Raw genomic sequence first — 26,148 nt, 5'->3', positions numbered from 1 at the left:
AATTCTAGTCCACATTAAAGTTGCTTCATTAGACACTAAAAAAACGATGTGAACACAGCCTCGTGCCCACATCGTGTTAAGGGGACTAATTGCAGCTTAGTGTCGGTGATGCTTCTGAAGAGATCTGTATCTCAGACAGCGTTACCTCTAGTATTCCAGCGGTTGAAAGCTCGAAAGGGACAACGGTTTTAGTGAAGTCCATCCCTTGGGCTGTAAAGCAATTTAGGTCAATGCTTAGTGATTGCCACTTGGCTAAAGGCATCGCTTGAAGTTGCTTAGCAATATCGACTTTTGCGGTGCATGAGCCGTTTGCGTCCGCTTCGCCTTCACAGCTCATCGCTACCCAAACCGGTTTATCTGGCGCTGCATCAACTTGTACTTTAAAAGTAAGGGCGCTGTCAGTTGGAACACTTGGGCTTATGTCTTCTCTAAAGTAGCTTTCACTAGCGAGTCTAAAGCCGCTGCGTCGACTACCGTCAAAAAGTAGCTGAATGGCATCTTCTTGTATTTCTTTGTCCGTTGTGCGGTAGCTAATACCACCGAGCGTATGGGTGTTGGCATTTATCAGTTGATTTTCGGCACTGCTGTATAAATGGCCTTGCCAAGGTTTATTGATTGATCTTACCAGCAAGTCTACACCGCCGGCGAGATTTGCCTGAGTTTGTATTTGCTCTGGTAAATTATCTGCTAGTACATTTTGGTCTGAATAACGTAAGCCAAAACCATAAGGTAAAAGCGGGTCGTAATTTTTATCTTGGTAATTTACGATTTGTGTCGGCGTTTTTGGCCAAGAGTAGCTAAGCTTGCCAGTAAAGTCATACTTAACTTGGCCGTTTTTGTCGGCAAGTAATACGTCACTGATACCAATTCCCTCAGATCCCGGTAACCATGCCGCCACAAATGCATCGGATGCGTTGAGTTCAGGGTTTACCCACATTGGGCGACCACTGATAAACACCGCCACTGTAGGAATTCCAGCTTGTTTAAAGCGTTTGAGTAATGCGAGATCAGATTTATCAGACGGCTTGTATTCAAGTGTTGCTCTATCACCGTGGCCTTCTGCATAGGGATCTTCGCCAAATACCACAATGGCAACGTCAGGCTTATCTTCAAAATCACCGCTAGTACTTAATGTGACGGTGCCACCAGCCGCTTCTGCTTGCTGCTTTATACCATCATAAATAGAAGTAGCGCCCGGGAAGTCGGCATTGGTGTTGTTGGTACCTTGCCAAGTAATGCTCCATCCGCCCGATTGTTTGCCGATATTGTCGGTACCATCGCCGGCTAACAAAATATGTTGGTTTGGTTTAAGTGGTAATAGTTGATCTTTGTTTTTGAGTAAAACCAGTGACTCACGTACGGCTTGGCGCGCAACTTTACGGTGCGATTCTGCGCCAATGATTTCTGAGTTGCCAGCCAATGGACGATTTGCAGGACTTGGTTTTTCAAAAAGTCCCGCACGGAGTTTAACTCTTAAAATACGACTTACTGCATCATCAATGCGAGACTGCGCGATAGCGCCGCTTTTTGCTTGCGCTAGCGTATTGTTGTACAAGGCTTTCCAGTCGTTCGGGGCCATGACAATATCAATGCCGGCATTAATGGCCTCTGCGCAGCTGTCGTTCGTACAGCCTTTTATTTGGCCGTGACCATTCCAATCGCTCACCACAAAACCATCAAAATTCATTCGCTCTTTGAGCACTTGGGTAAGCAAATAATGACTGCCATGCACTTTTTCGCCATGCCAACTGTTAAACGACGCCATCACCGATTGTGCTCCGGCTTCAAGTCCGCCTACGTAGCCTTGAGCGTGAAGTGCAATTAATGCTTTTTCAGAGGCGATGTTGTCGCCTTGGTCGTCACCATCAACTGTGCCACCATCGCCGACAAAATGCTTCACCGTGCTGATCACGCGGTTCTTACCAAGAAAGTCCGCTTTAGGATCGCCCTGTAAGCCTTTAACAATAGCGCTGGAATACGCTTTTACGATGTCGGGATGCTCCGAGTATCCTTCATAGGTGCGTCCCCAGCGATCATCACGTACCACCGCGACCGTCGGGGCAAAGATCCAATCAATCCCGGTGGCTAACACTTCTTTTGCGGTAATCTGGGCGATTTTCTCGATGAGATCTGGGTTATTTGCCGCGCCAAGGCCAATGTTATGTGGAAATAGCGTAGCGCCAATGACGTTATTGTGGCCATGAACCGCATCCGTTCCCCACATGGTAGGAATAGTGCTGCCATCTAGGCTATCGTCAATCGATGCCTGATAAAGCGCTTCGGCAAGTTTGACCCAATCAGCAGGCGTTGCATGTTTGTTGTTGTAAGGAAATGCGCCGCCGCCATTGAGATATGAGCCGAATCCGTATTCTCGCATTTCTGCGACGGTAATATTTCGAATCTCAGGCTGGATCATCTGCGCAATTTTTTGCTCCAGGGTCATCTTAGCGAGTATCGACCGAATTCTTTCTTCTAGATTGCTATCGGTTTGAATAGCTGGAGTCAGCGCTGGCCAGTTTTTCACTTGGCGAGCTGCATCTACACTGGTTTTATTTGGGCTTTCGCTACATCCTGTTAAGGTTGCGATAGCCATTGCAAGACTTAGCATGGTTATTTTCGTTTTCATGTCTTAATTACTCTTGAAACGCTGAGGAGTTGCGCCTTTTAATCCAAAGTAGGCGATGTAGATATAGCATAAAGCTGGCAGTAAGAATGATAGCTGCAGATTGATTCCGTCTGCTAGCATCCCTTGAAATAGCGGGATAACTGCACCGCCAACAATAGCAAGACAGAGAATACCAGAGCCTTGTGCCGTTTGTTTTCCAAGCCCATTCAACGATAAGCTAAAGATAGTCGGGAACATCACGGAGTTACAAAGCCCGACCGCCAAAATGCTCCAAAGGGCGAGCTGACCGCTGCTAAATACTGCGATAAGTACTAATGCAAATGCACAGGCTGCATTAAAGGCAAGCACGGTTCTACCCGATATTTTCTGCATGACTAACGCGCCAATAAAGCGTCCGACCATGGCTCCACCCCAATAATATGCGATGAGCTTTGCGGCTTGGGCTTCGGTCATGTTGCCAATGTCCGGTTGATGTAAGAAGCTAACGAGTGTTGAGCCAATCGCCACTTCCGCCCCAACATAAACGAAAATACCGATTGCACCAAGCACCAAATGTTTATGCTGCCATGCTTTGATTTCACCTGTGGTGACTTCCTCAGTAGTACTACTTAGCTGGGGAAGTTTGATAAAGGCAAAGATCAAAGCCAATGACGCGAGCATGGCTGCCAACATTAAGTAAGGCAGTTGGGTTGCGCTGGCATTGCCCACCTCAACTGTGCTTCCCTCACTGAAGATGAGCATGGCGCCAAAAAATGGGGCGACAGTCGTACCAAGAGAGTTAAAGGCTTGGGTCATGGTGAGTCGTGCAGGGGCAGTTTCGGGAGAGCCAAGTACACTAACAAACGGGTTAGCAGCAACTTGTAGCACTGTGATCCCTGCCGCTAGTACAAATAGCGCGAATAAAAACACGCCGTAGATACCACTTTCAGCCGCTGGGTAAAAAAGCACACAACCAACGCCTGCGGTAAGTAATCCAGTTACAATGCCTTTTTGATAGCCGATTTTTCCAACCAATTTGCCAGCTGGCACCGAAACAACAAAATAGGCACTAAAAAAGCAAAATTGGATGAGCATCGCTTGAGTGTAATTAAGCTCAAACGCGCCTTTGAGGTACGGAATTAAAATATCATTCAAGCAAGTAATGAAACCCCACATAAAAAATAGTGAGGTGAGGGCCCCCAAAGCAAATCGGTACTGACCAGTATGGCCCGTGGCGATTGCTGCTGAAACCTGTGGTTGAGACGGTACGCTCACGACAAACTCCTAGTTGATTTTTTTTGGTAAAGCGCTTACATTTATAAAAATGAAAGCGCTTACATTTTTAATGATGATTGCAGAAAGCGAACACGAATTCAAATAAAAAATGTTTTTGCCTTGCACTGTGACTAACACAACACGCTCGTACCTTGGCGTGAACACATAACTTGGAACGATTAACCATGAATAAAATTATCCTGCCAACACACTCGGCCATGTTGAAGGCAGACTATATTTTCGGCGTTGCGACTTCGTCATTTCAAATCGAAGGTGAGCGGCGTGGGCGTTGTGAGTCAATTTGGGATAGGTTTTGTGAACATGATGGCGCGATAAAGGATAGTAGTAATGGTGATAGTGCCTGTGAGCATATATCTAGGTGGCAGCAAGATGTTGAACTTATAACCAGTTTGGGGGTTGACGCCTATCGCCTTTCTATTTCTTGGCCACGAGTAATGAATGATGATGGCACGGTTAACGATGCAGGACTTTCATTTTACCAACAATTGGTCGATGCGTTGGTTGTTAAAGGCTTAAAAGTGTTTATCACGCTATATCACTGGGACTTACCACAAGCGCTTGAGGATAAGGGCGGATGGCTGAATCGAGAAACGGCTGTGGCGTTTGCACGATATACCGAGGTGGTATGTAAAGCGCTTGGCGATAAAGTGTATGCGTACACCACGTTAAATGAACCATTTTGTAGTGCACATTTGGGGTATGAATTAGGTATTCATGCACCAGGCTTGCGCTCCCAAGCGGCGGGAAGACAAGCTGCTCATCACCTGCTTCTTGCTCATGGTTTAGCGATGCAAGTGTTAAGAGCGCACTGCCCAAATAGCCTCCATGGAGTCGTGTTGAATTTTGCCAATGCGGATCCTGTGTCTACAGCGCATTGTGACGTGGAAGCGGCAAAAATCGCGGATGATTACTGTAATCACTGGTATATCAAGCCAATTCTTGAAGGGCAGTACCCAGATTTATTTGCCCAGCTCCCCAAAGACGTACAACCAGATATGCTAGCTGGAGATTTAGAGATTATTGCTGCCCCCATTGATTATCTTGGCGTGAACTATTACACCCGAAATATTTATCAATCTGATGGTAATGGATGGTATGAACAAGTTGAGCCTAGTGCCGAAACGCTCACTACAATGGGCTGGGAAGTCGTGCCAGACTCATTTTGTGCATTGCTTCGGGAGTTACATGCTGAGTACCAGTTGCCACCACTTTTTATCACAGAAAATGGTGCAGCCTTTGACGACAAAATGGAAAATGGCGAAGTATTAGACGTGCAAAGGCTGGCGTACTTCCAATCTCATCTGCTTGCGGTTAATCAAGCTATGGAGTTGGGCGTTGATATTCGTGGCTACTTTGCATGGAGTTTAATGGATAATTTCGAATGGGCAGAGGGGTATACGCAACGCTTTGGTATTGTGCACGTTGATTATCATACGCAGCAAAGAACCTTAAAGGCGAGTGCAAAAGCCTACCAAACGATGCTGTTTGAGCGTAAATCAAGTGTCTAAAACTATGCGCATTTTTAGCCAAAATTGGTATAGTGCGCAGATACAACTGATGGAATAAAAGTAATAGATATGGCAACGATTTACGAAGTCTCAAAAGCTGCAGGGGTATCATTAGCCACGGTGTCACGGGTGATGAATGGCAATGCAAAGGTGAGTGACAAAACCAAAGAGAAGGTGCTCGCGGCAATGTCAGAGTTAGGTTATAAACCTAACGCCATCGCGCAATCTTTGGCTTCTAACCGCAGTAACAGTGTGGGGCTTATGGTATCTGAGCTACACGGCTCTTTCTTTGGTGACATGATGAGCACCATAGAGAGTACGCTAAGAACGGCGGGTAAACATGCCATTATTGCTGCGGGCCACAGTGATGAAGAAAAGGAACAACAAGCCATCGAATTTTTATTGGATAGGCGCTGCGATGCCTTAATTGTGCATGCAGAAGCAGTCAGTGATGAATATCTCATTGAGCTTGCGGGACGAGATGTAGAACTGGTGCTAGTGAACCGCCACATTCCAGAGTTAGCAGAGCGCTGCTTTTATACTGACAACGAACTGGGTGGATACTTAGCGACTGAGGCGCTATTGCAGCGCGGACATCGAGATATCGCGTATATCAGTGGACCGTTATTTAAGCTTGACGCCAAAGCGCGTTTGGCTGGTCATCAAAAAGCCTTAGCTGAATACAATGTGTCATTTGATCCTAAGCTCTCATTTGAAGGCGGTTATCATGAAACCGATGGCATCGCGGGATTTAATCATTTAATGCAAACAGGGCAGCGCTTTAGTGCCTTGGTTTGCGCAAACGATGAGATGGCATCAGGTGCGATGACTGCGGCTAGAGAAGCTGGACTTGATGTCCCATCAGCGCTTTCCGTTGTAGGCTTTGACGATGTGTTGTTTACCAAATACCTTTACCCAAAACTCACCACCATAGATAACCCTATTCGTAAAATGGGCAATGCGGCCGCGCGTTGGGTACTTAAGCATGTGTATAAAGAGAAGCACCAACCCGATGTCGAAAATCTCTACCCACCAAGCTTAATCTTGCGCGATTCTATCGCCGTAAAAACAGAGTAATAAGCGATGACCAGCCTGTCGATATCTAATGCATTGAAGTACACCTTAATTGTATCGTTAGGCGGGTTTATTTTTGGCTTTGATGCGTCGGTGATTTCGGGTGCAATTGGCTTTATCAGTGAGGCCTTTAAGCTTACCCCATGGCAGCAAGGGATAGTCGTGAGTGCGCCTACCTTAGGTGGGGTGGTCGCAACACTTATCGCAGGACCGGTGGCCGATGCCATTGGCCGTAAGCAAACATTGCTGATGACCGCGTGTTTGTATTTTGTCTCCGCGATTGGCTCGGCTTTTGCAACTTCGTTTGAAGCATTGGTGGTTGCGCGTTTTATTGGCGGTATGGCATTTTGTTCCTTGATGGTAGCGCCCATGTATATTGCTGAGATCAGCTTAGCGGATCAGCGAGGGCGTTTGGTATCGGTTAATCAGCTCAATATTGTCGTTGGCCTATTTATCTCCTATTTCACTAATTATTTCTTACTTCAGCTCAGTCATAGCAATGCAATGTGGGTGTCTGATTGGCAAATAGATAGTCAAACATGGCGTTGGATGCTTGGTGTTGAGGTGCTGCCAGCACTGGCGTGGATTTTGTTGTTACTGTTATTGCCGCGAAGTCCTCGGTGGTTATTGATGAAGGATCAGCAGCAAGAGGCTAAACGCACATTAACGCGATTGTTTGGTAGCAACAATGCACAACAGCAACTTGATGCTATTCAAGCGGCGTTACCTAAACTGCAACTGAGTAGTTTGTCGCTCGCGCGCAAAATGGGCAGTTTGTTTAGTAAGCGACTTCGTGTCCCTTTGATGGTAGGGGTTGTGCTTGCCATCGCGCAGCAAGTCACCGGGATTAATGTGGTGTTTTTTTATGCCCCGACCATTTTTGAACAAAGTGGTATTGGTACTGATGCTGCATTTATGCAAGCGATTTGGATTGGTCTTATCAATGTGGTTTTTACCATCGTTGCGCTATTGACCATAGATAAACTCGGACGACGGCCATTGTTGCTTATTGGATTAACGGGCATTTGCTTTAGTATGGCGCTGTGTAGCTGGGGCTTTAAGCAAGCAAGTTATCAGCTAAATACAGCGCATATTGCTGAAATTAAGACAGAAGTAGCCGATTTTCCTGCGCATGCATTAGCGCCAATATTAGGCCAGACTTTCACCTCCGATGTTGCATTTAATGACGCGATAAAGCAGCGTTTAACTGCAGATCAGTACCGGCAATACAAGTCAGTGATTTTCGCACACAGCATTAATATGCCTGCAAAACTGGTTCTGCTTGGGATTTCCCTTTTTGTTGCGTCGTTCGCGATGTCGCTTGGGCCAGTCATGTGGGTAATGTTTTCGGAGATATTTCCAAATGCAATTCGAGCCGTTGCGATTTCCGTTGTCGGTGTGATTAATAATGCCGCCAGTTTTACTGTACAACTAGTGTTTCCGTGGGAGCTTGAATCTTTAGGGGCAAGCACCACCTTTTTATTGTATAGCCTGCTTTCATTGCTTTCGTTTGCGCTGGTATTTTTGTTTGTGGAAGAAACCAAAGGTAAGAGCTTGGAGCAGCTAAGCGAAAGTTTGGAAGCGAGAGCTGGCTATACCAATTAGTCTTAATACTTGCTCAATTTGAAGGAGTAAATCTGACGCTAACTGTGTTAAAAATTTCTCATTTAGAACAACTAAATAGCAAAATTTTCTCCTTGCCTACATGGATGTAGGTACCTTGGCGTGAGTAGGATGCGGAAGCGGTGTTATCGACAAGATTTTCTCGCCTCGAAATAGATCACTTAATTAAGTAAATTGGTATTAGCAAAACCCGCGATAAAATACTTTTCCATGTGATTTTTTTGTAAATGAATCTTCATGTTTGGGATTTATTATCTTTTTTGGACTAGTCCAGAAATTCACATTTAAAGGAAAGATAATGAAATTACCCGTGCTGATTTCTTCTTAGCTGATGGGTCGCTATCCAAGATAGAGCATTACTTTTGGCAAAGTGGATGCGGGTCATCCCAAAGCCATTGATAACGGTGCTTGGCCAGGATTGCAGTAAACCTTGCAAAAGTAACTACTCCCTTTTTCATCTTGTTTTACACTTCAATGCGCGTTTTTCAGTTATACCAGTTGTATTAAGTAAATGATCTATCTTGAAGCGGGGAAATAGCTTTAGTAGCACCGCTCTCGCGTCCTGCTACCGCTAAGGTACCTATATCCATATAGGCAAGGCAAAAATTTTGATATTTAGTTGTTCTAAATGAGAAATTTTTAACGAAGCTAATATGCTATTTCACCCTTCAAATTGATTAGAGAATTAATTCAATTGGTATTATGCTGTGCGTTCCTCTTTTGACAAGGATAAGATTGATGGATTTTAGATCTGACACGGTTACGCAACCGACCCCCACCATGAAACAAAGTATGTTTGACGCGCCGCTTGGTGATGACGTTTATGGTGATGATCCGACAGTGAATGCACTTGAACAGTTTGCGGCTGAGCGTCATGGTTTTGAGGCAGCGCTGTTTACCAGCTCAGGCACGCAAGCAAACCTACTTGCATTGATGAGCCATTGTGAAAGAGGGGATGAATATCTGTGCGGCCAACAGGCGCATAATTATAAATTTGAGGCCGGTGGAGCCGCTGTACTTGGCTCTATTCAGCCGCAACCATTAGAAAATGAGGCCGATGGCAGTATTTGTTTAGAAAGAATTAAACAAGCGATTAAACCTGACGATTTTCATTTTGCGAAAACTAAGCTGCTTAGTTTAGAGAACACCATCGGTGGTAAAGTACTGAGCCTAGAATATATCGCACAAGCCAGAGTGCTGTGTGACGAGCGAGGCTTAAAGCTTCATCTTGACGGTGCAAGAGTGTACAACGCTGCAGTCGCGTTAAAGGTTGATATCACAGAAATCGTAAAGCACTTTGATTCATTTACTATCTGTTTATCTAAAGGGCTTGGTGCGCCGATCGGCTCTTTATTACTTGGTGATAAAGCGTTGATAGAAAAGGCGAGAAGGCTTAGAAAAATGCTTGGTGGCGGTATGCGTCAGGCGGGCATGCTCGCGGCGGCTGGTCTTTATGCTTTGCAACATAATGTAGAGCGTCTCGAGGAAGATCATCAAAACGCGCAATATTTAGCTGATAAACTTGAGCAACTGCCAGGGTTTAAGCCATGTAAGCATTTAGTACAGACAAATATTATCTTCGCTGAAGTGGAAGCTGGCATTGATCTTTTTGCGATAGCAAAGCAGTTAAAGGCAAAGGGCATTAATATCACTCCGGGATATCAAGGCATGCGATTTGTGACGCATATGGGAGTGAGCCGCTCCGATGTGGATGAGCTAATAACAGAGCTCACTAATTTGTTGATGTGATAGGTATTACACTTTCTTACATTTAATGTATTCTATTTGGGAACTGTTACTGCTAGTTTTGTGCGAAAGTTATATAAGGAAAATTCAATGTTCTCTTCGTTGATAAAGGCTACGTTTGGTATTTCAGCTATGCTAATCAGCACTACAAGCGTTGCCAATTCGGTCGATTTCTCTGTAGGTACTGGCTATCCATTTTTTGGTCAAATCGAACTTTCTCTTCCACAAGCCGATAGTAATAGTCGGTGGTATGGGAACTATCTCCTCGGTTTAGATGATGGGTTTTCTGTAGGTTATGAAAAAGCGATATCCGAAAACAACAAACATGCATTAGGTGTGGTGCTTGGCGCATTAGGGGCGAGAGATGCAGGTCCAGTATGTAAAGAAGAAGGCACTGTATGTGACATTTTCGAGCCACTTATCGATCTCTTTGATAGTGAAACGACAAATGGTATCGGTGTAAGTTATAGCTACTATTTTACCAGCATCAATCAACCAGGTTGGCGGCTTAAATTGGTTGCAGGTTATGGTGAAAGTGATGGATATAACGCCGAGCGTGCTGATGGCAGTTTAATTGTTAGCTATCAGTTTTAAGTCATCGCCCTATGACCATTAGTTTCGGTTCTAGGGCGATTCCTTTTTTATAATCTAGTCGTTAAAACTTGTACTTCACGTTAGCACTGATAGTTCTGCGCTGTCCGTAGAAACAGTCTCCGCGGTACAGGCAGCTGGTGATAACCGTTTTATCGCTGACATTATCAACTTGCAAACTGAATTGATATTGTTCAATGTCATATCCAATCATCATATCAATAAGCGTAAAATTGTCGGTCACTAATTGCTGATGTAGTGTTTGACCGTTTAGTTCAACTGTACGACTGCCATCGTAGGTTTCTCCCACATGTCTGATCCCGGCACCAAACTTCAGTCCAGGAAGCCATTCGTCCGCGCGGTACGTCGCCCAAATTGAAGCTAAGTGTTTAGGTGTTGCTGAGAGCTGAGCATCATCTGTGATTAACGTAACTAAATCTTGTGCTGCATAGAGTTCTGTGGACGATAGCGGAGAAACGTCTTGCTCTGTATCTAAATAAGAATAAGCGGCATAGATATCAAGGTGCTGCCATTCAAGCTGGGCTTCAAGCTCGAATCCTGTCACCGCAATTTCACCGTCTTGTACTTCAAATTCAGGGGAAACTTTTCGTATTTGATTTTTGTCTTTAATTTCAAAGATAGATGCAGTAATAAGGTGCTCAGTACCCGTTGGCTGATATTTCAAGCCAAGTTCAACTTGTTCGCCCTCCAGCGGTTTATATGCGCCACCTTGTGGTTTTTGTCCAAATACAGCCTTAAACGATTCTGAATAGCTAGCATAGGGCGCTATGCCATTCTCAAATTGGTAAAGTACACCGATCCGACCTGTTGTGGCATTCTGACTATTCTTGATTGCACCCGCCGTTTGCACTTGATTTGAAACGTCATCATAGCGAAGTGCTGCATTGAGTACCCAGCTATTTACTTCAGCAGTAACTTGCGCATAAGCACCAAGCTGTTTGTTGTTAAGCGTATTCTCAGGGTTATCGACAACTGCTGTTGGTAACTCAGTGCTTTGTCCATACACTGGGTTATATAAGTCTAGTGGTGCAGCAACACCGCGGCCGCGATCAGAATCAGTATCCGCATTTTGGTAATCTACACCCGAAACCATAGTTAATTTCACCGTATCTAGTTCCAAATATTTATGGAATTGAAGATCCATCGTCACACTACGTGCACTAGAATCGGTGAGGCTGGCGATACGCTTAACAGTACGTTTGTCGGCTTCAAATTTTGGTGGCCAAGAATAAATGGTACGGTACTCGGATGAACTATCGCTGTAGCGACCAGAAAATTTAACATGCGTGTCTAAATCAAAGCTGTGCTCAACAATAGCGGTGATCGCTTGTTGCTCAGTATCGTATTTATCCCAGCCTGGCTCGCTGACGAAACGCTCACTGGGAATTTGGCCATATTTTGCAGGTCGAATAGTGCCTTCATGCGGGAAGAATTGCGTTGAAGAGCCTGATTCATTTCTCTGAAGGTTGGCAAGTAAGGTAATTTTAGTTTCATCTGAAGCAAGCCAGCTAAAGCTTGGTGCAAGCATCAGGGTGTTGTCATCAACATAATCGGTCTGCGTGCCGCTGTCTCGATACATGGCAACAGCACGTGCTTGATACTCCTGCTGTTCACCAAATGTGGTGTTGTAATCAAGTGCTAGTTGCTTACGGTCGTAGTTGCCTACTTGCGCCCAGATCTCACCTTCAGTGTCTGCTTTTGGTAATTTTGATACTGCGTTGACGATACCACCAGTAGATCCTTGGCCGTAAAGCACCGATGACGGGCCTTTTAAGATCTCTACGCTTTCGAGTGCATAAGGGTTAGTACGGGTATTGTTGTAATTGCCAAACAATTTTTGCAGGCCGTCAACATAGAGTAAGGGGTCGACGCCACGAATTTTAGACCAGTCGCCTCGAGTATCAACACCATATGGCCCATTATAAACACCCGCAACATACCCGATCGCATCTTGCAGCGTCTCTGCACCTAAATCAGAAATACGTTGCGCTGTTAATACCGAAACTGAAACGGGCGTTTTGACGATTGGAATCGCCGTTTTTGATGCAGTAGCACTAACGTATGAAATCAGGCCTCTTGGACTAACTTCGATGATTTCAATGTCGTCTTTATCTTGCTTGGTTTGTTCTTGTGCAATTGCAGAGCAAGATAACGCCAATGCAACACTGGCAATTAGAGTTGGATATTTGTATTTAAATGAGCGCATGATTAATACCTATGATCTAAGTTTGCGCAAATGATATTGTAGATGAGAGTGATTATCAATGCTATTGTTCTGTAATTTGCAAATATTACAAAGTTTTATTGTAGTTACAATATTCGCTACGTATTGTTGTACCTTATATTGGGGCGGTCATAGACGCAGTGCTTTGAACAGTATTTAACGTTATCCCAGTCTCTTTGCCATTTTTCCGCCAAGAAAACGGGCGTTCGCAAATAGGGCATACTTTATATTGTAGGTTTGATTTCTTATGAGCCATTTAGGGTTGGTACCAATTAGTCTTAATACTTGCTCAATTTGAAGGAGCCAATCTGACGCTAACTGCGTTAAAAATTTCTCATTTAGAACAACTAAATAACCTGAGCTGCGGATAATTAATGCCTTTCTAGCAGCCAGTTTTAGCGCTAACTGCGTTGAATTCACTTCCAATAGCCAGCTATTGGTGCGTAAATTCGCCTTGCCTACAGGATGTAGGTACCTTAGCGAGAGCAGGACGCGGAAGCGGTGTTTTCCCTAAAACTCTCTGGCTAGACAAGGAAAAAACTAAGTTGTGCTTTAGCAACAATGAGTTGGAACATTCCTTATCCAAACCTCAGGTTAAATAGCAAAATTTTCGTCTTGCCTACACGGATGTAGGTACCTTGGCGATAGCAGGACGCGGTAGCGGGGTTATCGACAAGATTTTCTCGCCTCAAAATAGATCACTTAATTAAGCCAATTGGTATTAGTCATTTTTAGTATTCATACGGTAGTGATGAAAAGTGAGATCAAAAAAGCCCCATAGCAAGTGCTGTAGGGACTTTAGAAAGGAAATAGGGCAGGTTATGCAGATGGAATGAGTGCATACCCTCCTTTTAAATGTCCGATATTATTAAAGCCAAGTCTTGCTAGCGCTTGAGCGGCAACTTGTGAACGGCTGCCGCTACGACACACCAACACCAACTCTTTCGACTTGTCTTGGCTATGTTTGCAAATAAAGTCTGTAAGGCGGGTTAAGGGCACATTTTGATCAAACGCTCTGTCGTGGTTTAGGGCATATTCATGCGGTTCACGTATATCAATTAATAACAAACCTTTGTTGTTAGCGATGTGTGTATTGAGTTCTTTTGTGGTGTACTCGTGCAGTGCAAATTGGTTTTTATTGCAAACCGTTGCGCCACACATGATCTCACTGCCAGCCTCATCAATAATGTTTTTATCTATTTGTGCCTTTTTCTCGACAAATATATCAACAGTAATGTCATGTTGAAGCACACTATTTAATAGCAAATTACGATTACACTCTGCTACTAGGGTGGTTGCAAACTCATTGTTGTAGTCGTGGCTTGGGCATAACAAAGTATCGGTTTCGATAAGCTGAGCAAGTAACTGAATACTATGCAACATCGCTTTTGATGAGCTGGTGGAGAAGTTAGTTCTTCCTAGTGCGCCCATCAGGATAAGGTCACCACAAAAAACGTATCTGATGGTGTACTTATCTTGTTGTTGCTCCAAAAGTATAAAGGTGACGCTATCTTCCGTATGTCCTGGGGTGGCTAATTTTGCAAGACGGTAGTGACCAATCGCTAGCGCCTCGAGTGACTGGCCTTTAAATTCAATGTGTGTAGTTTGAGTTGGCCAGCCCAAATGATCGCATGTTTGCTTTGGTAAATTCAGGGCGGTTCGACTCGATGCGTGATCAGCGTGCCCATGAGTATCAAGCGCGGCGAGTAGTGTCAGCTGTTGGCATTCCAATATCGTATTAAGACGTTCTACCAGCGCAGGAAGTGGATCGATAATAATCGCTGTTTTTGACTGCTTATCTGCAAACAACCAACAGCATGCACCACCCACTTTGAATTGCACTAGACCGTCAAGCGCTTCTTTATTGTTAACGCCATTCGCTGCCTGCATGAGACAGCTGTGACCGAGTGCCTGAGCGCAATGGAGAATGCGCTCACATGCCGCGTCTATTTCAGTTTGAGTTGTAGCAGGACCAAAAGACAGTCGAATAGCCGATTCGCTTTGCCATGCAGGGAGCCCCATAGCATCTAGCACAAAACTGCGCGTAACCTTTGAGCTGCAGGCTGAGCCTGAGCTGACACGGATGTTTGCTGCGTCGAACAAATCCATGATTTCTTTTGAGCTAAATCCAGGAATTGCAAAGTTTAGTGTAGTTGGAACGCTATTACTGAATTGATTATTAAATACAATAGTCGGGAATGCATCTCTGAGCGTTTGCGCCAGTTGATTTCGAAAATTGTGTAGCTTATCTACGCTTGCAAATTGGCTGTCATTTTCTTTTAGCAGTTCATCAAAAATCACATTCAGTGCGGCAAGGCCTGGCAAATTTTCTGTTCCTGAGCGTAAACCGCTCTCTTGACCGCCGCCTGCAATAAATGGTGTAAACGGCGCAGTTTCTCGAATATAAACAAAACCAATACCTTTTGGTGCATAGAGCTTGTGACCACTAAAAGGTGCGTAGTCAACTGTTGTTCTCGCTAGGTTTAAACTGCGTTTGCCCAGCGCCTGTACACAGTCAACCATCCAAAAAATATCTGAATTATGCTTTCTTATTACGTCTTCTAGTTTGTTAAGGTCTTGATATACACCGGTTTCATTATTGACAGCCATAGTGCAGATCATTAACGCATTAGGCACTTCATTGGCGATAAACGCTAAATCTAGATTACCTGCACCATCAACTGGAATGGCTTTGACATCGGCATTAATTTCTAAAATTTGATTCCAATGTTTGAGTGATTCTGGTACTGCTTTGTGTTCAGTTGCGCCATAAAGTAGGGTATATTTTTTGTTTGGCTGTATCTTCTTTTTTGCTTCACAAATGGCTGATAATATGCCTGTCTGGATACCTTCGGTTGCGCCACTGGTGAAGATCACTCGACCATGACCAGAACCTAAAACAGCACGTGCTTTTTGACGAGTGTGCTCCATCAGCTGTTTCGCTTGAAGTCCAGTAATATGGCTGCTGCTGGGGTTGCCAAACATGGTTTTCATTGTAACCAACGCTGCGTCTGCTGCTTGCTCTAATACAGGGGTTGTTGCATTAGCATCTAGATATATTTGAGGTAACACCGTTTCTACTGTCATGACTGTGCCTTTAGGTATAAGCAAATTACCGATATAACAAAAAGTAATAAGTAATTATTTATAGTTATAATAAGGGAGATAGGCGTACGTTTCAACTATTGGGGATGTGTTTCTTGCAGACTAGGTAGAGTGATGTTTAATGTAAATTTAATTTGAAAAAAATGTGTTAATCATGTTTAATTGCGTTCGCTCAAAGGCAATACGGGCAAGGTAATTGTAATGGTAAGGAAAGGCTCTTAGAGTAATGGATGAATGATGTTGCAACGAATAACAAAACCGACAATGTGGCCGTTATTTTTCACACTGGGTGTGTACGCTACGTTGATCTGGGTACAAGGCTTCTATCAGGCGCTTGGCCAAATTATCAGTGAATCCCATATTGCGCTTACCATGGCGTTGGGATCGTTTGTGGCAGGTGGAACGGCATTGGGTGGTGGTGCCGTTGCTTTTCCTGTGATGACTAAATTATTAGACATAGATCCAGCTACTGCCAAGGTATTTTCTCTCGCGATACAAAGCTTTGGTATGACTGCGGCGACCATCACTATTTTTTGTCGCCGCATTCCAGTATATAAAAACGTTATTTTAATGGCGTTGCCAATGGCTGCGCTTGGCGTAACGCTAAGCCTATTGTATATCGCACCTCTAACACCAAGGCTCCTCGTTAAGTCTATTTTTAGTTTTTTGCTACTCTGCTTTGCGTTAACGCTGATTTTGAGGTGGTGGCGTAAGGCACATCATCAACCTAGCAGTGAGTTTATCCAACCTAAAATGCTACGCTTTATGGCTGTTGCGTTAATTGGAGGTATAGCGAGTGGATTGGTAGGATCAGGGGCTGATATTGCACTCTTTGCCTTGTTGGTGATTGCTTACAATGCAGATGTGAAAAAGGCAACTGCAACCTCTGTTGTGGTGATGACGTTTACCTCATTGATTGGAAGTAGCATCAATGCTTGGTATCTCGATACGATCACCAGTGAAATAAATGGCTATTTGCTAGCGGCAATACCGATTGTGGTCGTTGGTGCCCCGCTAGGCGCTTATGTTTGTTCAAAAGTAAAAGTAGGGCATCTGGTCAGTTTTCTTTTAGTCTTGATTGGGCTTGAAGTGAGCTTTACCTGTTATGAACTATATCCAACGCTGCTAGGGTTGTTTTAATCTAATGCGGTTTACAAAAGTGTGTAAGCCGCTAAGCGATAACGAAGTTAGATTACTCTCGCCAAAAACAAAACCCATTCTTTACATTTTATTATCATGTTTGCGATTATTGCAAAAAACATTACAAATATAAAATGTAAATGATAGTTGTTATCATTACTATTGTTTTGCTAAACTTCGCCCCCTCTCTGATAAATTATTTTCTGAAATAGGTATCTGTGGCTATTTCAGAAAGATCCAATTGCGTAGTTTGGAGTTAAAAAATGCAATACTCTCGCTCTTCTGTTCTTTCCGCCTCATGCGTTGCGGTTAAGCTAGCTTTACTAGGTGCAAGCACAACGGCTTTCGCTTCTGAAGACATAGAAAAAATCAGTGTCTATGGCAAACATAATAAAATTATTTTGCAATCTGGGACTGCAACTAAGTCTAATATGGATCTTATGCAGACTCCTGCGGCGGTTGTTGTTGTTGACAAAGAGCTACTAGATTCGCAAAGCGCAGCGACTTTACAAGAAGCATTACGCAACGTTAGTGGTTTATCTCAGGCAGGTAATAACTACGGCATTGGTGATTCACTCATGGTTCGAGGCCTAGGTGTAAACTACACCTATGATGGTATGTATGGTGGTGCGGATTTAGGAAACAGCTTTAACCCAACACGCTCTTTAACCAACATTGAAAGTATTGAAGTGTTAAAAGGCCCTGCTACAGGTCTTTATGGTATTGGTGCAGCAGGTGGTGTAGTTAACTTAGTCGAGAAAAAGCCACAATTTGAACAAGCGCTTGCAATTAACGGTAAAGTGGGCGCATGGAATACTTATGGCTTGGGCGTTGATTTTACAGATGCAATTACTGACAAGCTTGCCTACCGTGTTGTTGCAAACCATGAGCGAAGCGACGGCTATCGAGATCTAGAATCAAATAGAGACGAAATCTATGCAAGTTTGCGCTTTGAGCCAACTAGTGAACATGCTTTGCTATTTTCAACAGCTTATATCGATGACTCGCAACAAGTAGATTCAATCGGCGATCCTGTACGGATTATTAACTGGGATAGCATTACTGGGCAACCTGGACAGGTTACAGCCGATCGCTTGCCAAATGACCCACAATATGACGTCGAGAAAGGTAAGTGGTTAGGTGTACAACTGAATGATGAACAGCGCGCGCAACTTGCAGAGTCAATCCGTATTGGCGATGGCTTAAAACCTTTCAATCTTGGCGATGGGAATCTTATTTCTCCTTTATCTCGCCCTAATGAAGGTGAAGAGTTACGGGTAAAGCTTCGTCACGATTGGTATCTAAATCGCAGCTCAAAGCTGACTCAACAGCTGTTATGGCGTAGTTACGATTCGGATTTTGTACGCCAAACAGGTGCTTACAATTATGTTTATTGGGAGCGCAATGGTGTGATTAATGCAAACCCAAGAGCCCCACTTGTGATTGATGATGTGTTATATCCTTATGCGGCTCGCCGTCAAGAGTATCGCCGCCAAGTTGCCAGCGAAAAAACTTGGCAGTACTTTGCTGATTTACAGTTAACTTGGGATATGGCCTCTTTGAGCGGTGAGCATTTAGTCAGCGTTAATTATGAAAATCGTGATATGCGCTTAAAAAGTTGGTCTGCATATGATGCCGATGGTAAAGGCTCAATTCCATTTATCTTAGATATTCGCAACCCAAACTGGCCGACAGGCGAATTCGAGGATTATAACCCATCGCTACGCAGTAACTACGATAAAACGCTTACAGCTTATGGTATTAGTGCTCAAGAAGTGGTGTACATCACTGATGCACTAACTGCTCGTGCTGGTCTTGCATATACTAGCGTTGAACAAAAGTATCAGCATTTAGGCACTGATCGTTCACCTGAAGAGAGTGAAGAGCTGGACACAGATGATGCTGGTATGACGTATAATATTGGCTTGAATTATCAAGTGACTCCTCAGCTTTCTGCTTTTGTAAATATGGCAAAAGGTCGTACTGCATACAGTGTATTGGGTAGCCTAGAAAATGAAGCTGATGCAAATCGTAAAAACAGACCTGACTCTGAATCTGAAACGTTAGATATAGGCGTGCGTTTTACTGCCTTTGACGAAGATTTATTGGGCTCATTAGTGTGGTTCGAAACTAAACGTACCAACCTCATGTACAACAATCCTGAGTATAACGAGCAGCCAGGCGACGACTACAATGTGAGTGTTCCACGCTATTTCTTCGATGATGAAGATGAGTCAAAAGGTGTAGAGCTTGACTTAAATTTAGCATTGAACGACCAAATCAGTGTGAATATGAACGCAACTTATCAAGATGCTGTTGAGATCCGTTCGAATGAACGCTCAGGTCAAATGAAAGGGGTACCGAAAAAGTTTGCCAGTACGTGGGTGAAGTATACTCAACCCGTGGATTGGTTTGGAGGGGCGCTAGAATACAGTCTCGGTATTAACTATGAGAGTGAAAGAACAATTAACTCAGTGTCTTTCGGTCTGCCTACTGCAACCATTGATGGTTATACCCGCTGGGATGCTGCAATTAAGTTCGATGCTGAGCAGTTCGATATTCAGCTAAACCTAGAAAACTTAACTGACGAGCGTTATTACAGTAAAGCATTGTTCTTGGGTGGCACGCCTGGCAACGAGCGTAATGCTAAGTTGAGCTTTAACTATAGATTCTAATTGGTTAGCAAATAAATTAAGGAGGGAAGTCCCTCCTTTTTATTTCTAAGCAGTCAATGCTTAGTCGCGTTTAGATTAGTTAATCACTTAACTGGACACAAGGTCTGTTATTTAATGTAACAAGTGATACGAGTGAGAAGCTCGTGTGGTGGTGTATCTCTAACATCATTTAAGTATTCTTCGATGACAGGAACATCGGCAGGTTCAAATTCACTGTTAGGTAACCATTGTCCAAACAGATATTCATACGGCGTTTCCAAAGATGCGTAGTCACCTTGGTAGAGTAGGTTCGCTGTTTTGCCTTGTGGAATGGTGAATTCACAAAACTCCTCGAGGAGGGCTGCTGTTGTCTTCGGTACTAAAATTGTTGCCATTGATTTTAGTTTGCTTTCCTCGACGGTTTTTGGGTCGTCAAAATACACACCAAAGAAACGCGTATCCGCACCTAGTAAGCCTTGTTGCTGCGCCAGTACGTTTAATTTTTCAAATGCTTGACCGATTTGCATGTAATCGCCATGGTGCTCAAGTCCGATTAACGTCATTTGCTCATTACTGCCTATTTCTACATTAAACATATTCGAATCCTCATCTACCTTAATGATATAAAACTCGGCCGCACAGCCTTTTGCCTTGGCTTGTTCACGTTGACGGAATAAGCTAGGTGGTTGCTTATATCGTTGAGAAAATGCGCGGCTAAACGCTTCAATACTTGCGTAGCCGGTCTGCTCAGCCACCTTTGCAATGGAGTCTTGGGTGCGAATTAACATACCTGCGGCAACATGTAGTCTCATTCTTCTCACGGTTGCATTGATGGTTTCCCCAGCGATTGAGCGATAAACACGGTGAAAGTGATAAGTCGACATATGGCATTGATCAGCAAGCGTGATCACATCAAGTTCGCGATTAATATTGTTATAGATGTAATCAATAACAATATTTAAGCGAGTAGTGTAATGGCTCAGGGTCGTTGCTTTTCTAGTCATCGTTCACTTCACTGTTGGTTTATGCGGCCATTTACAACTCAGTAACTAACGTCAGAGCTGATATGGCTTATCATGGCAGAACTCGATTTGATAATGTTTGCTGATTTGTACTTTACGCAACTTATTGGTTTTCCGTAAGTGCTTTTTCCACAGCTTTTAGAATAGATGATTTGGTAGACGGTTTGGTGATGTACCCAGTGAGCCCCAAAGATGCCCACTTTCTGATTATATCTTTGTTTTTATTGCTGGTTAGCGCAATGATAGGAAGTTTTTTACAATGTGAAATATTGCGAATATTTTTGGTTGTATTGTAGCCATCAAGCTCTGGCATAAATAAATCCATAAATACCATGGTGAATTTATGCTTTCTCAATGTTTTTATAGCGCCTAACCCACTGGTTTCACAGTCTACTTTATACCCCTCATCACGTAGGATCTTGGCTATCATTTCTCGATAAATTTCGTTGTCTTCTACCACCATTATTTTTATTTCTTCTTGCTTGGTTTCAAGCACCTTTGGCTCACTAATGTTGACTTCGCCAGTCTCACTAACTGGCAATACATTTTGCGCTAATTGCGCGCATTTTGAGTTGTCTTTTTCGCTCAGCAACGCAGTAAGCTCTGCGACAGAGAATTGTTTGTCTTTTAGCCTTCTAGTTAGTTCATGAATGCTATCGGCCAATTGGTGCTCCAGCTCATCCAACAGTGGCGATAAGTGTTTTTGTTTCAATTCATTTAATAAATCATCTTGAACTTTATTAATCCCTTTCTCATTGTCTAGATTACGTCTTACTGTTTGTAATGTCTCATCCGCTTTTTGGTGGTACAAGGCTGCATCATCAATCAATTGTTTTAGTTTGTCATCTATGCGACCAAAATGCTCCTCTCTGATTTTGGCAACTTCAGATGTGCCTTCCGTGCGAACCAAGGCATTATGAAGGATCATACGAAATCGGTAATTCTCATACATAGGTTTGTAGACAAAGTAATCAGTAAAAATACCTTTCATACAACACCGAAAGGCCACGCCAGATTCTTTATTTTCACAAAGCAAAATATTTTCATGAGCATAGTTAAGTAAGCCATGTTTGGCGAGCAAGCTATAAATTTCGACACTTTTTGCTACCGTTTTTCGAGCGATAACGATGACATCTGGTGGAGACTCAGTGAGCACTTCTGCTACTTCTTTATGACTAGTGAGAGTACGGTATTCATTGACTTGAGAAGCGACAATATCGACAACGCCAGTCATTTCAGTAGGGTCGTCGCAAATAATAATCACTTTTGGATGTCGTTGTGCGTGTTCAACGTCTTTTTTATGCATAGATTCCCTCTGATTATGAGAATACAACAAAGCCCATTAATTTTAATTATTTACTAGAATGAGACTTTTGCAATCCGGATTCCGAGACAGTTTGCAAGAACTCTGACGGCTTACAAGGATCGGTAGTAATAATAGCCTTAAATGTTAGTGCATTTAGACCGTGGAAGCGTTACAATTGAGACTGTATATCATTGCCATTTAGGGTAATGTTTAAACGATAATTATCCGAAGCTCAGGTTAACTACGTATATTTCTAAATTTATTTCTGTATTTTTGAATCACGGCTTTTTCCTATACGGTATAAAAAGGTAAGGTGGGGCGTATTTAGTGAAATAGCTCTACCTTATGTTGTGGTTGTACGTAGCATCTTATATTAAATTAGGTACACGACTCATTTCATGACAGATATCACTACGCATCAAGCTTCTCGCCGGAGGCTACTGATTGCGCTTGCAATCACTTGCTCTTTTATGATCATTCAAGTTATTGGCGCTTATTACGCTAATTCTCTCGCTGTGTTAGCTGATGCCGGACACTTGTTTGTTCACAATAGTTCCTTGTTTATCGCATTGATAGCGTCAAGTGTGGCAGTTTATCTTGCTAAAACATACAACGATGGTTACAAGCGAGCTGAATATACCGGTGGACTTATCAATGGCATTCTCTATCTTTCAATTGCAGTAATTATCTTGCTCGAAGGAAGTGAACGGTTGTCTCATCATGCGGGTGGTCATGACCTAGAGGTGAACAGCTATTTAATGTCTATGATTGCAGCAATTGGGTTTTTGTTTCATGGGGCTTCCGCTTGGGTGTTGTATAAAGGCCGTAAAGACAGTATCAACGTCTACGCTGTTTTCTTGCACTCATTTTTTGATTTACTTTCCACTATATCAACATTTATTGCGGGTGTGATCATACACCTTACAGGCTGGGAGGTGGTTGATATTCTCTCAAGCATGCTGATTTCTGTCTTTGTATTATTTACAGGTATTAAGGTGATAATTGCTTGTCTTAAAGGGCTTGCTACACCCCCAGAAGTTTTGCCTACGGTTCAAGAAGTTGAGAAAACGATTGTGTCTACGGAGCATGTTGAAAGCGCCCATAATATTACGGTTAGCAAAATCGATGGGGCGGTTGTCGTTGGTGCACATGTGGTATTAAAGCATCATTGCACTATCGAATCTCATGATTCAGCATGCCGTGTGGAAGTGGAAGAAGCGTTGAAAAAGTCCTTTAATGTACTGAGCAGTGTGCTACAAATAGAGAGTCATGACTGCCCTCATCATTAGGGTAAACAGATCTTAATTTGTGATATATTTTTTAGTTATTTGTTACACTACCTTGGCAGGTTTTAAAATATTTTTTATTGTTATACATAGGCAGTATCACAAATTGGTGGTGTAACATTTGAATCAAAAGCAAGCGCTCATCATAACTTTAGTCTTAGGTTTACTAGGCGGGTTGGCCAATCTGCTGCCAATTTGGTTTTTGGATAGCTCTGAATTTCTTTTTGGCCAGCTGTTTGTACTATTTATCCTGCTGCTATGCGGATGGCGCTATGCTATCATTGCTGTGATGATAGGTGCCGGTTTTATTTGGTATCGATGGGGGCATGCTTGGCCCTCTGTGGTTTTTTTCTTCGAAGTGTTGTGGCTTCACTTTGTCTGCGTCCGTTTTGCCAAGCCATTTTTTGTGCGGGGTATCGTTTATTGGATTTCGCTGGGTTTACCTGTATTATTTATTTTTGGCTATTTTGCCCTCGAACTACCGCTACTCGTTATATTCACTGCACTGGCTAAGTACCTAATCAATGCTGGTATTTGCCTCGCTGTGGTTGACTTGCTGAGTTTTTTCTTTACTCGCAACAAGTGGCAAGGGATGCCGCTCAATCAAATTCTTAATTCTATCGTCAACCTTGTTATCGTTTTAGTTGTATTAATGACAACCGTCGTACTGACAAACAATTACTATAAAAGAATTGAAGCAGAGATAAAAACACAGCTTGAAGAAGCCTCCGGCTCTATTGTCGCTCAAATTGATGACTACCTTGACGCATACCGTCGCGCGATGGTGATATCTGCAACGGATGTATCTTTAGGGATTGATGCTGATTATGTTATTGAGCGGTTGCTAAAAACTCATGCAAATTTTAGAACTGCGATTGTCGCGGACAAAGATGCTAATGTTACCCACCTTTATCCGCAGCATTTTGCTGAGTCGATGAAGGGAACAAATGCCAATGTATCAGATAGAGATTATTTTATTAAAGCACCTGAATCCCCCGAAGGATTTGTTTCAGGCATATTTCAAGGACGTGGTTTTGATGAAGCACCTATCGTCGCAATTTCAGCGCCAATCTTTATCGCTGAAGCGTTTAAAGGAATAGTGGAAGGGTCTTTAATATTTGGCTCATTTGAACGCTTTATTCCAAAAATTCTTGCTGAAGACGCTAGTTTGATCGTGTTGGATAAACACAAAAGGGTCGTCTATAGCTCGTTAAAAACCGAATTTAAAACCTTAGATATGCCAAGTGATGTGGTGTTGCAAGCCTTATTTGATAAGGAGTCCTCAACTTTTGAGGACTCGACTGAGCAGATCTTATTTAAACAAGCTGCGGTATCTAAACAATATGAATGGTCAGTTATCACCATGCTCGACCGTAAATATCTTAACTTAGTTGCTGCTGAGGCTTGGTCAGATGCATTGGGGCTTGCGTTTGCTATTATTGTATTGAGTTCTATTTTTGTTCGTCAGCTCACTCGATTGTTGGTGCGTCCAATTGTGGCGCTCAGTCATGATATTCGTGCTTACGAACCCTCAACTTTAATCGAAAATTCGGCCAATGCAGATAGCAGCTTTTTAGAAATAATTGAATTGCAGCAGCAGTTCAATCAGTTGGCTTTCAAGCTAACACTGAGTTTTACAAAACAAAACCAAGCCAGCTTAGAAAACGAAAGGCTTAACCGCAAGCTTACCGACTTCAATCGTGAGTTAGAGCAACAAGTTGCTGAGAAAACGGAAGAGCTAACCAAAGCTGTAGAAGCCGCTAACGCCGCCAACCATTCTAAGAGCCGATTCCTTGCAAACATGAGTCATGAAATTAGAACGCCGTTAAATGGAATCATCGGTATGTCGGATAGCTTGATCAGAGAGCAAAGTCTTAGCAATGAGATGGCAGACCAAATAACAATTATACGGCAGTCGGCAAAGAATCTAATGCTTATCCTCAATGATATTTTGGATTATTCTAAAATTGAAGCGGGGGCTTTGAAAATAGAACGTCGGGCAGTGAATTTGCAAGAAATGCTCGATAGTTTGGTCAGCATTTTCAAAACTTCCAACGTTAAATATGGCGTTGAGTTTAAATACGAGAAAGGTGCTGAACTCCCTACATACCTTGAGTTAGATGAACTACGCGTGTCACAAGTGGTAAATAATTTACTCAGTAATGCTGGAAAGTTTACCAACAAAGGCCACATAACACTCTCCGTCCATTATGAGAGTGGAATGCTAAAGTTTACTGTTGCTGACACTGGAATTGGCATTTCAAAAGCGCAACAGGAAACGTTATTCCATGAGTTTACTCAGGCAGACCTTTCAACCACAAGAAAGTTTGGTGGTACCGGACTTGGCTTAGCTATTTCTAAAAAGCTAGTCGAAGCGATGCATGGCGAGATAAGTATTCATAGTGAACTTGGGCTTGGCAGTCAATTCTATGTAGATATTCCGGCCTCAAAAGGGCGGGGGGTTAAGAGAGAGCAGCAAGAAGTTGGGGCTCCTGATTTCAACGGCCTTGATATTCTATTGGTAGAAGACAATAAAATTAACCAAGTGGTTGTTGGTAAGTTGCTAGAGAAAACGCACTGCTTGTTAGATAAAGTGGACGACGGAGTGGAAGCCTTAGTTGCGATGAAGGCGAAAAAGTATGCCTTGGTTTTAATGGATTGCCAAATGCCGAATATGGACGGTTTTGCTTGTACCAAAGCAATCAGAAACGAGTCAAATATATACGGCAAGCCACATATTATTGCGATAACAGCGAACGCCTACGAAGAAGATAAACAAAAATGTATCCAAGCAGGTATGGATGATTTTATTGCAAAACCCATTGATATTAACGAACTTTATCAAAAGCTTAGTGAATGGCAGCGCTCAGAAGTGCCTGATGGTGAAAGGCTAAATAAGGGCTAACGCTTATGTTAGCCTGCAGTAACCACATTAAAGTATTAAGCC

At 43.1% G+C, this 26,148-nt stretch carries 15 protein-coding genes and 1 pseudogene; 9 read left to right on the top strand and 7 right to left on the bottom strand.

Features of this window, described 5'->3' with window-relative positions; translation table 11 throughout:
* Positions 1–85: 85 nt before the first annotated feature.
* Positions 86–2,626: an exo 1,3/1,4-beta-D-glucan glucohydrolase gene (locus CKO50_RS17585; protein WP_095729220.1), complete on the bottom strand. Its 2,541-nt coding sequence runs from the start codon at positions 2,624–2,626 to the stop codon at positions 86–88.
* Between the two features lie 3 nt (positions 2,627–2,629).
* A complete protein-coding gene (locus tag CKO50_RS17580) occupies positions 2,630–3,880 on the bottom strand; it encodes a sugar MFS transporter (protein ID WP_095729219.1) in 1,251 nt (416 codons plus the stop codon).
* 185 nt (positions 3,881–4,065) lie between these two features.
* Between CKO50_RS17580 and CKO50_RS17575 the strand changes: the two genes are divergently transcribed.
* From CKO50_RS17575 to CKO50_RS17555, 5 genes are all read left to right on the top strand, one after another.
* Positions 4,066–5,409, top strand: coding sequence for a GH1 family beta-glucosidase (locus tag CKO50_RS17575; RefSeq protein ID WP_095729218.1), 1,344 nt, complete (start codon positions 4,066–4,068; stop codon positions 5,407–5,409).
* A 69-nt stretch (positions 5,410–5,478) separates the two neighbouring features.
* On the top strand, positions 5,479–6,486 hold the full coding sequence (locus CKO50_RS17570) for a LacI family DNA-binding transcriptional regulator (protein WP_095729217.1): 1,008 nt from the start codon (positions 5,479–5,481) through the stop codon (positions 6,484–6,486).
* A 6-nt stretch (positions 6,487–6,492) separates the two neighbouring features.
* Entirely contained in the window at positions 6,493–8,088 is a 1,596-nt protein-coding gene (locus CKO50_RS17565; RefSeq protein WP_095729216.1) for a sugar porter family MFS transporter, read from the top strand.
* 756 nt (positions 8,089–8,844) lie between these two features.
* On the top strand, positions 8,845–9,855 hold the full coding sequence (ltaE, locus tag CKO50_RS17560; RefSeq protein WP_095729215.1) for a low-specificity L-threonine aldolase: 1,011 nt from the start codon (positions 8,845–8,847) through the stop codon (positions 9,853–9,855).
* An 87-nt stretch (positions 9,856–9,942) separates the two neighbouring features.
* Positions 9,943–10,446, top strand: a complete 504-nt coding sequence (locus CKO50_RS17555) for a hypothetical protein (RefSeq protein WP_095729214.1) — start codon at positions 9,943–9,945, stop codon at positions 10,444–10,446.
* Positions 10,447–10,507: 61 nt separating this feature from the next.
* Here CKO50_RS17555 and CKO50_RS17550 read toward each other — a convergent pair whose 3' ends face one another.
* The 3 genes and pseudogenes from CKO50_RS17550 to CKO50_RS17540 form a co-directional block, all read right to left on the bottom strand.
* On the bottom strand, positions 10,508–12,670 hold the full coding sequence (locus CKO50_RS17550; protein ID WP_095729213.1) for a TonB-dependent siderophore receptor: 2,163 nt from the start codon (positions 12,668–12,670) through the stop codon (positions 10,508–10,510).
* Positions 12,671–12,786: 116 nt separating this feature from the next.
* Positions 12,787–12,944, bottom strand: a pseudogene (locus tag CKO50_RS17545) (DUF2256 domain-containing protein).
* A gap of 563 nt (positions 12,945–13,507) precedes the next feature.
* Positions 13,508–15,775: an aminotransferase class V-fold PLP-dependent enzyme gene (locus tag CKO50_RS17540; protein ID WP_095729212.1), complete on the bottom strand. Its 2,268-nt coding sequence runs from the start codon at positions 15,773–15,775 to the stop codon at positions 13,508–13,510.
* Positions 15,776–16,027: 252 nt separating this feature from the next.
* Between CKO50_RS17540 and CKO50_RS17535 the strand changes: the two genes are divergently transcribed.
* Together CKO50_RS17535 and CKO50_RS17530 are read left to right on the top strand one after the other, a co-directional pair.
* The gene (locus tag CKO50_RS17535) at positions 16,028–16,933 is read left to right on the top strand and encodes a sulfite exporter TauE/SafE family protein (RefSeq protein ID WP_255230338.1); all 906 of its coding nucleotides are present in this window, start codon (positions 16,028–16,030) and stop codon (positions 16,931–16,933) included.
* A gap of 263 nt (positions 16,934–17,196) precedes the next feature.
* Positions 17,197–19,608: a TonB-dependent siderophore receptor gene (locus CKO50_RS17530; protein WP_095729210.1), complete on the top strand. Its 2,412-nt coding sequence runs from the start codon at positions 17,197–17,199 to the stop codon at positions 19,606–19,608.
* Between the two features lie 107 nt (positions 19,609–19,715).
* Here CKO50_RS17530 and CKO50_RS17525 read toward each other — a convergent pair whose 3' ends face one another.
* Positions 19,716–20,591 carry a GyrI-like domain-containing protein gene (locus CKO50_RS17525; RefSeq protein WP_095729209.1) on the bottom strand — a complete coding sequence of 292 codons (876 nt, stop codon included), beginning with the start codon at positions 20,589–20,591 and terminating at the stop codon, positions 19,716–19,718.
* A 121-nt stretch (positions 20,592–20,712) separates the two neighbouring features.
* Entirely contained in the window at positions 20,713–21,915 is a 1,203-nt protein-coding gene (locus tag CKO50_RS17520) for a response regulator (RefSeq protein ID WP_095729208.1), read from the bottom strand.
* 398 nt (positions 21,916–22,313) lie between these two features.
* Between CKO50_RS17520 and CKO50_RS17515 the strand changes: the two genes are divergently transcribed.
* Together CKO50_RS17515 and CKO50_RS17510 are read left to right on the top strand one after the other, a co-directional pair.
* A complete protein-coding gene (locus CKO50_RS17515) occupies positions 22,314–23,204 on the top strand; it encodes a cation diffusion facilitator family transporter (RefSeq protein WP_039491675.1) in 891 nt (296 codons plus the stop codon).
* Between the two features lie 118 nt (positions 23,205–23,322).
* On the top strand, positions 23,323–26,106 hold the full coding sequence (locus CKO50_RS17510; RefSeq protein WP_095729207.1) for a hybrid sensor histidine kinase/response regulator: 2,784 nt from the start codon (positions 23,323–23,325) through the stop codon (positions 26,104–26,106).
* The last annotated feature ends 42 nt before the right edge of the window (positions 26,107–26,148 follow it).

The organism is Pseudoalteromonas sp. HM-SA03, from assembly GCF_002289345.1.
Lineage (GTDB): Bacteria > Pseudomonadota > Gammaproteobacteria > Enterobacterales > Alteromonadaceae > Pseudoalteromonas.
The sequence above is the reverse complement of the archived record's forward strand: the minus strand, read 5'-3'. Positions and strand labels throughout refer to the sequence as shown.

Excerpts from the sequence above, each read along its gene's own strand:
- CKO50_RS17540 (WP_095729212.1), bottom strand. The coding sequence starts at position 15,775 with ATGACAGTAGAAACGGTGTTACCTCAAATATATCTAGATGCTAATGCA.
- CKO50_RS17515 (WP_039491675.1), top strand. The coding sequence starts at position 22,314 with ATGACAGATATCACTACGCATCAAGCTTCTCGCCGGAGGCTACTGATT.
- CKO50_RS17570 (WP_095729217.1), top strand. The coding sequence starts at position 5,479 with ATGGCAACGATTTACGAAGTCTCAAAAGCTGCAGGGGTATCATTAGCC.
- CKO50_RS17550 (WP_095729213.1), bottom strand. The coding sequence starts at position 12,670 with ATGCGCTCATTTAAATACAAATATCCAACTCTAATTGCCAGTGTTGCA.
- CKO50_RS17565 (WP_095729216.1), top strand. The coding sequence starts at position 6,493 with ATGACCAGCCTGTCGATATCTAATGCATTGAAGTACACCTTAATTGTA.
- CKO50_RS17525 (WP_095729209.1), bottom strand. The coding sequence starts at position 20,591 with ATGACTAGAAAAGCAACGACCCTGAGCCATTACACTACTCGCTTAAAT.
- CKO50_RS17555 (WP_095729214.1), top strand. The coding sequence starts at position 9,943 with ATGTTCTCTTCGTTGATAAAGGCTACGTTTGGTATTTCAGCTATGCTA.
- ltaE (WP_095729215.1), top strand. The coding sequence starts at position 8,845 with ATGGATTTTAGATCTGACACGGTTACGCAACCGACCCCCACCATGAAA.
- CKO50_RS17575 (WP_095729218.1), top strand. The coding sequence starts at position 4,066 with ATGAATAAAATTATCCTGCCAACACACTCGGCCATGTTGAAGGCAGAC.
- CKO50_RS17535 (WP_255230338.1), top strand. The coding sequence starts at position 16,028 with ATGATGTTGCAACGAATAACAAAACCGACAATGTGGCCGTTATTTTTC.
- CKO50_RS17585 (WP_095729220.1), bottom strand. The coding sequence starts at position 2,626 with ATGAAAACGAAAATAACCATGCTAAGTCTTGCAATGGCTATCGCAACC.
- CKO50_RS17520 (WP_095729208.1), bottom strand. The coding sequence starts at position 21,915 with ATGCATAAAAAAGACGTTGAACACGCACAACGACATCCAAAAGTGATT.
- CKO50_RS17530 (WP_095729210.1), top strand. The coding sequence starts at position 17,197 with ATGCAATACTCTCGCTCTTCTGTTCTTTCCGCCTCATGCGTTGCGGTT.